The organism is Streptomyces sp. NPDC055506, from assembly GCF_053643595.1.
This window is the reverse complement of the sequence record NZ_JBSHKH010000229.1, coordinates 1-6,055: the sequence shown is the minus strand read 5'-3', so window position 1 is coordinate 6,055 and position 6,055 is coordinate 1. Positions and strand designations below refer to the sequence as shown.

At 72.1% G+C, this 6,055-nt stretch carries 4 protein-coding genes; all 4 read left to right on the top strand.

The genetic code is table 11. From position 1 onward, the window contains the following. Positions 1–48: 48 nt before the first annotated feature. The 4 genes from ACWIF2_RS39700 (at position 49) to pheT (ending at position 5,912) form a co-directional block, all read left to right on the top strand. Positions 49–909, top strand: coding sequence for a TrmH family RNA methyltransferase (locus ACWIF2_RS39700; protein WP_454366447.1), 861 nt, complete (start codon positions 49–51; stop codon positions 907–909). A gap of 91 nt (positions 910–1,000) precedes the next feature. Continuing rightward, a complete protein-coding gene (locus tag ACWIF2_RS39695; protein ID WP_454366445.1) occupies positions 1,001–2,143 on the top strand; it encodes an ATP-binding protein in 1,143 nt (380 codons plus the stop codon). Between the two features lie 128 nt (positions 2,144–2,271). Then, complete coding sequence (gene pheS / locus ACWIF2_RS39690) at positions 2,272–3,399, top strand: phenylalanine--tRNA ligase subunit alpha (RefSeq protein WP_454366443.1); 1,128 nt, start codon at positions 2,272–2,274, stop codon at positions 3,397–3,399. Beyond that, positions 3,399–5,912 carry a phenylalanine--tRNA ligase subunit beta gene (pheT, locus tag ACWIF2_RS39685; protein WP_454366441.1) on the top strand — a complete coding sequence of 838 codons (2,514 nt, stop codon included), beginning with the start codon at positions 3,399–3,401 and terminating at the stop codon, positions 5,910–5,912. The genes pheS and pheT overlap by 1 nt, the downstream gene beginning before the upstream one ends. Positions 5,913–6,055 lie beyond the last annotated feature (143 nt).

Genomic DNA, 6,055 nt, shown 5'->3' with positions numbered 1-6,055 from the left:
CCGAACGGCCTGCGGGTCCTGCTGTGCAGCTAGGAGAAAGTGAACAGGATGTCCCCCGCCACGCCCGAGCTCATCTCCCCCCGCTCGCCCCGCGTCCTGGCCGCGCGGCGGCTGGCCAAGCGGAACTTCCGGGGGAAGGAGCGGCTGTTCCTCGCGGAGGGGCCGCAGGCCGTGCGGGAGGCGGCCGGGCACCGGGCCGGGGACACGGCCACGCTCACGGAGCTGTTCGCGACGCTGGAGGCCGCCGAGCGGTACGCCGACATCCTGGGGGCGGTCCGGGACGCCGGCGCCCGGGTGCACCTCGCCTCCGAGCAGGTCATCGCCGACATCTCCACCACCGTCACCCCGCAGGGACTCGTCGGCGTCTGCCGCTTCCTGGACACGCCCTTCGAGGAGGTCCTCCAGGCGCGACCCCGGCTCGTAGCCCTCCTCGCGAACGTCCGCGACCCCGGAAACGCCGGGACCGTACTGCGCTGCGCCGACGCCGCCGGCGCCGAGGCCGTCGTCCTGACCGACGCCTCCGTCGACGTGTACAACCCCAAGGCCGTCCGCGCCTCCGTCGGTTCCCTGTTCCACCTGCCCGTCGCCGTCGGCGTCCCCGTGGAGCAGGCGGTCGACAGGCTGCGGGCCGCCGGTGTCCGGGTCCTCGCAGCCGACGGGGCGGGCGACCGGGACCTCGACGACGAACTCGACAAGGGCACCATGGGCGGGCCGACCGCCTGGGTCTTCGGGAACGAGGCCTGGGGCCTCCCTGAGGAGACCCGCGCCCTCACCGACGCCGTCGTGCGCGTCCCGATCCACGGGAAGGCCGAGAGCCTGAACCTCGCCACCGCCGCCGCCGTATGTCTCTATGCGTCCGCGCGTGCACAGCGCGCCGCCGGAGGGTGCCGTTCCGTCACCGGGAACTAGTAGGGTGACCAGCTCAGGGACCCTCCCCCAAGCTGTCGGCTGCGCTCGAGCAGGGGGGACCCCCATGGAACCTGAGAGGTGGGGAACGGGGATGAGCGTCGGCACGAGCAGCGCACCGGGAGCCCAGGACGCCGGGCACCCGCCCGCCGCGTTCGAGCCGCCTGGTGATCTCGCCGGCCTCGGCATAGACCCCGACCAGCTGCCCGACGGACTCGTCGTCGCCGACGAGCAGGGCCGCGTCATCTGCTTCAACGCCGCCGCCCAGCGCATCACCGCCGTCAGCGCCCGGGACGCCCTCGGGCAGCGGCTGGAGAAGGCCCTGCCGTTAGAGGACCTGGAAGGCCGCCGCTGGTGGCAGCTGACCGACCCCTACGGCGGCCTCGCCATCCGCGTCGGACAGCCCGAGCGCAACCTCCTTCTCCCCGGCGGGCGTGAGGTGCTGGTCTCCGCGCGCTACGTACGGGGGCGGCCCACCGGGCCCGTCCGGCGCCTCGTCGTCACCCTGCGCGACACCGAGGCCCGGCGCCGCACCGAGCGCAGCCACGCCGAGCTGATCGCCACCGTCGCCCACGAACTGCGCTCCCCGCTCACCTCGGTCAAGGGCTTCACCGCAACGCTGCTCGCCAAGTGGGAACGCTTCACGGACGACCAGAAGCGGCTGATGCTGGAGACCGTCGACGCCGACGCCGACCGGGTCACCCGGCTCATCGCCGAGCTGCTCGACATCTCGCGGATCGATTCAGGCCGGCTCGAGGTGCGCCGCCAGCCCGTCGACATCGGCGCGGCCGTCGGACGGCACATCCAGGCCTATGTCGCCGCCGGGCAGGGGGCCGACCGGTTCCTGCTGCGCGTCCAGCAGCCGCTGCCCGACCTGTGGGCCGATCCCGACAAGATCGACCAGGTGCTCAGCAACCTCCTGGAAAATGCCGTGCGGCACGGCGAGGGAACTGTCACGATCGACGTCACGGCCACGGCGTCCCCCCGAGAGGGCGAGGACACCGGTACGTCGGTCACGGTGAGCGACGAGGGGCCCGGTATCCCGGAGGAGTCCATGAACCGCGTCTTCACCCGCTTCTGGCGGGGCAGCAAGCGCGGTGGCACGGGCCTCGGGCTCTACATCGTCAAGGGCATCGTCGAGGCCCACGGCGGCACCATCACGGTCGGCCGCGCGCCCGGCGCCGGCGCCGAGTTCCGATTTACGTTGCCCGTGAGCGCTCCGGCCTATCTCGCCTGAGCACCGCGGGCGCATTCGCGTACCTCCACCCCGTTAGACTCGGCCATTGGCACCTTTGTGTCCCTTCAGGCGGCCGTCCGAGTCGGAGACGGGGACCTCCAGCCAGCCAATCGGAAGCACGGGAAGAGATGTCGGCACCGAATAAGTCGTACGACCCTGTCGAGGTCGAGACCTTGAAACCGGAAGAGATCGAGCGCATGCGGGACGAGGCGCTCGCCGCCTTCGCCGCCGCGGACTCCCTCGACGCGCTCCACGAGGCCAAGGTCGCCCAGACCGGCCCCACCTCCCCGCTGGCCCTCGCCAACCGCGAGATCGGCGCCCTGCCCCCGCACGCCAAGGCCGAGGCCGGCAAGCGCGTCGGCCAGGCCCGGGGCGCCGTGAACAAGGCCCTCGCCGCCCGCCAGGTGGAGCTCGAGGCCGAGCGGGACGCGCGCGTGCTCGTCGAGGAGGCGGTGGACGTCACGCTGCCGTACGACCGCGTACCGCCCGGCGCCCGGCACCCGCTCACCACCATGATGGAGCGGGTCGCGGACGTCTTCGTGGCCATGGGCTACGAGGTCGCCGAGGGGCCGGAGGCCGAGGCGGAGTGGTTCAACTTCGACGCCCTGAACTTCCTGCCCGACCACCCGGCCCGGCAGATGCAGGACACCTTCTTCGTCCAGGGCCCCGAGGGCACCGACGAGTCCGGGTCCGGCGTCGTGCTGCGCACCCACACCTCCCCGGTGCAGGCCCGCGCGCTGCTCGACCGTGAGCTGCCGGTCTACATCGTCTGTCCCGGCCGGGTGTTCCGCACCGACGAGCTGGACGCCACGCACACCCCCGTCTTCCACCAGATCGAGCTGCTGGCGATCGACGAGGGCCTGACGATGGCCGACCTCAAGGGCACCCTGGACCACATGGTCCAGGCCCTGTTCGGCGCGGACATGAAGACCCGGCTGCGGCCGAACTTCTTCCCGTTCACCGAGCCCAGCGCCGAGATGGACATGCTCTGCTACGTCTGCAAGGGCGAGTCCATCGGCAACCCCGACCGCCCCTGCCGCACCTGCTCCTCCGAGGGCTGGATCGAGCTCGGCGGCTGCGGCATGGTCAACCCGCGGGTGCTCACCGCCTGCGGCGTCGACCCCGAGAAGTACAGCGGGTTCGCCTTCGGGTTCGGCATCGAGCGGATGCTGATGTTCCGCCACAACGTCGAAGACATGCGAGACATGGTCGAGGGTGACGTCCGGTTCACCCGGCCGTTCGGGATGGAGATCTGATGCGGGTCCCGCTTTCTTGGCTGCGGGAGTACGTCGACCTGCCGGAGACGGAGACCGGTCGTGACGTGCAGGCCAAGCTCATTTCGGCCGGTCTGGAGGTCGAGACCGTCGAGCAGCTCGGCGCCGACCTCAAGGGTCCGCTGGTCGTCGGCCAGGTGGCGACGATCGAGGAGCTGACGGACTTCAAGAAGCCGATCCGCTTCTGCACCGTCGACGTCGGCCAGGCCAACGGCACCGGCGAGCCGCAGGAGATCATCTGCGGCGCCCGCAACTTCGCCGTGGGCGACAAGGTCGTCGTGGCCCTGCCCGGCGCCGTCCTGCCCGGCGACTTCCAGATCGCCGAGCGCAAGACCTACGGCCGGATGTCGCGCGGCATGATCTGCTCCAGCGACGAGCTGAACATGGGCGACGACGGCACCAAGGGCATCATCGTCCTGCCGCCGGAAACCGAGATCGGCAAGGACGCCGTCGAGCTGCTGGAACTGGTCGACGAGGTCCTCGACATCGCGGTCACGCCCGACCGCGGCTACTGCCTGTCGCTGCGCGGCGTGGCCCGTGAGACAGCCACCGCGTACGGCCTGCCGCTGCGCGACCCGGCGCTGATCGACGTGCCCGGACCCAACGCCTACGGCTACCCGGTGCAGATCTCGGACCCCACCGGCTGCGACCGCTTCACCGCCCGCACGGTGACCGGCCTCAGCGCCGAGGCGCGCTCGCCGATCTGGCTCCAGCGCCGTCTGCAGAAGGTCGGCATGCGCCCGATCTCGCTCGCCGTCGACGTCACCAACTACGTGATGATGGAGCTCGGTCAGCCCCTGCACGCCTACGACCGCGGTCTGGTCCAGGGCACCATCGGGGTGCGCCGGGCCGAGGCGGGCGAGAAGCTCACCACCCTCGACGGTACCGAGCGCACGCTGGACGCCGAGGACCTGGTCATCACCGACGACCGCGGCCCGATCGGGCTCGCCGGTGTCATGGGCGGCGCCAACACGGAGATCGCCGACCACGACAACGTCGAGAACGCCACGGCGGACGTCGTCATCGAGGCCGCGCACTTCGACGCGGTGTCGATCGCGCGTACGGCCCGTCGGCACAAGCTGTCCTCCGAGGCGTCCCGGCGCTTCGAGCGCGGCGTCGACCCGCAGGCCGCGGCGGCCGCCGCGCAGCGCACCGTCGACCTGCTGGTCCTGCTCGCGGGCGGCACCGCCGAGGCCGGCGTCACCGAGGTCATCGCCCCGTCCGCGCCGCGCACCATCACCATCCCTGCCGACCACCCGGACAAGGTCGCGGGCGTCGCCTACGGCCGCGAGACCGTCGTGCGCCGCCTCCAGGAGGTCGGCTGCGACGTGTACGGGCAGGACGAGTTGATCGTCACCGTCCCGTCCTGGCGGCCCGACCTCACCGACCCGAACGACCTTGCCGAAGAGGTCATCCGGCTGGAGGGCTACGAGAACCTGCCCTCCACGCTGCCCAAGCCGCCGGCGGGTCTCGGCCTGACGGACCGGCAGCGGCTGCACCGCCGCGTCGGCCGCGCCCTGGCCGGTGCCGGATACGTCGAGGCGCCGAACTACCCGTTCATCGGCGAGCAGGTCTTCGACCAGCTCGGCCTGGACAAGGACGACCCGGCCCGCCGCGTCGTGAAGCTCAGCAACCCGCTGAGCGACGAGGAGCCCGCGCTGCGCACGTCGCTGCTGCCGGGTCTGCTCGCCGCCCTGCGGCGCAACGACGGCCGGGGCTCTCACGACCTCGCGCTGTTCGAGTCCGGTCTGGTCTTCCACCCGCGCGAGGAGCAGCGGATCGCCGCCGTCCTCCCCGTCGACCGCCGCCCGACCGACGAGGAGCTCGCCGAGCTGAACGCGGCGCTGCCCGAGCAGCCGCGGCACATCGCCGTGGTCCTCGCCGGGGCGCGCGAGCAGGCCGGCTGGTGGGGCAAGGGCCGTCCGGCCGACTGGGCCGACGCGGTCGAGGCCGCACGGTCCGTCGCCCGCGAGGCCGGCGCCGAGCTCGTCATCCGCAAGGGCCAGTACGGGCCGTGGCACCCCGGGCGGTGCGCCGAGCTGGCGGTCAGCGTGGACGGCGCCGAGCGGATCGTCGGGCACGCGGGCGAGTTGCACCCGCGGGTCGTGAAGGCCCTCGGGCTGCCCGCGCGCACCTGCGCGATGGAGCTCGACCTGGACGCGGTGGAGGCCGCCGGTGACGCCACGGTGGTGGCACCCCGGATCTCCACGTTCCCCGTGGCCACGCAGGATGTCGCCCTGGTAGTCGACGCGTTCGTGCCGGCCGCGGACGTCGAGGCGGCACTGCGGGACGGGGCCGGGGAACTGCTGGAGTCCATCCGGCTGTTCGACGTGTACGAGAACGCCGAGCAGCTGGGCGAGGGGCGGAAGTCGCTGGCGTACGCGCTGCGGTTCCGCGCCCCCGACCGGACGCTGACCGTGGACGAGGCTTCCGCGGCCCGGGACGCGGCGGTCGCCCGAGCCGGTGAGCGTGTGGGGGCCGAGTTGCGGAGTTAGGGCCGGATCACTCATCCGGGTGGTAAAGGGAGGTAATCCTGCCCTTTCCGGCTTGCTGTCGACAGAATCGGACCGGCCTTCTTGGGCCCGTCCCAATCAGTGTGTGAGGGCCGATTTGGGGGGGCCAAGGCAAGATCACCAGA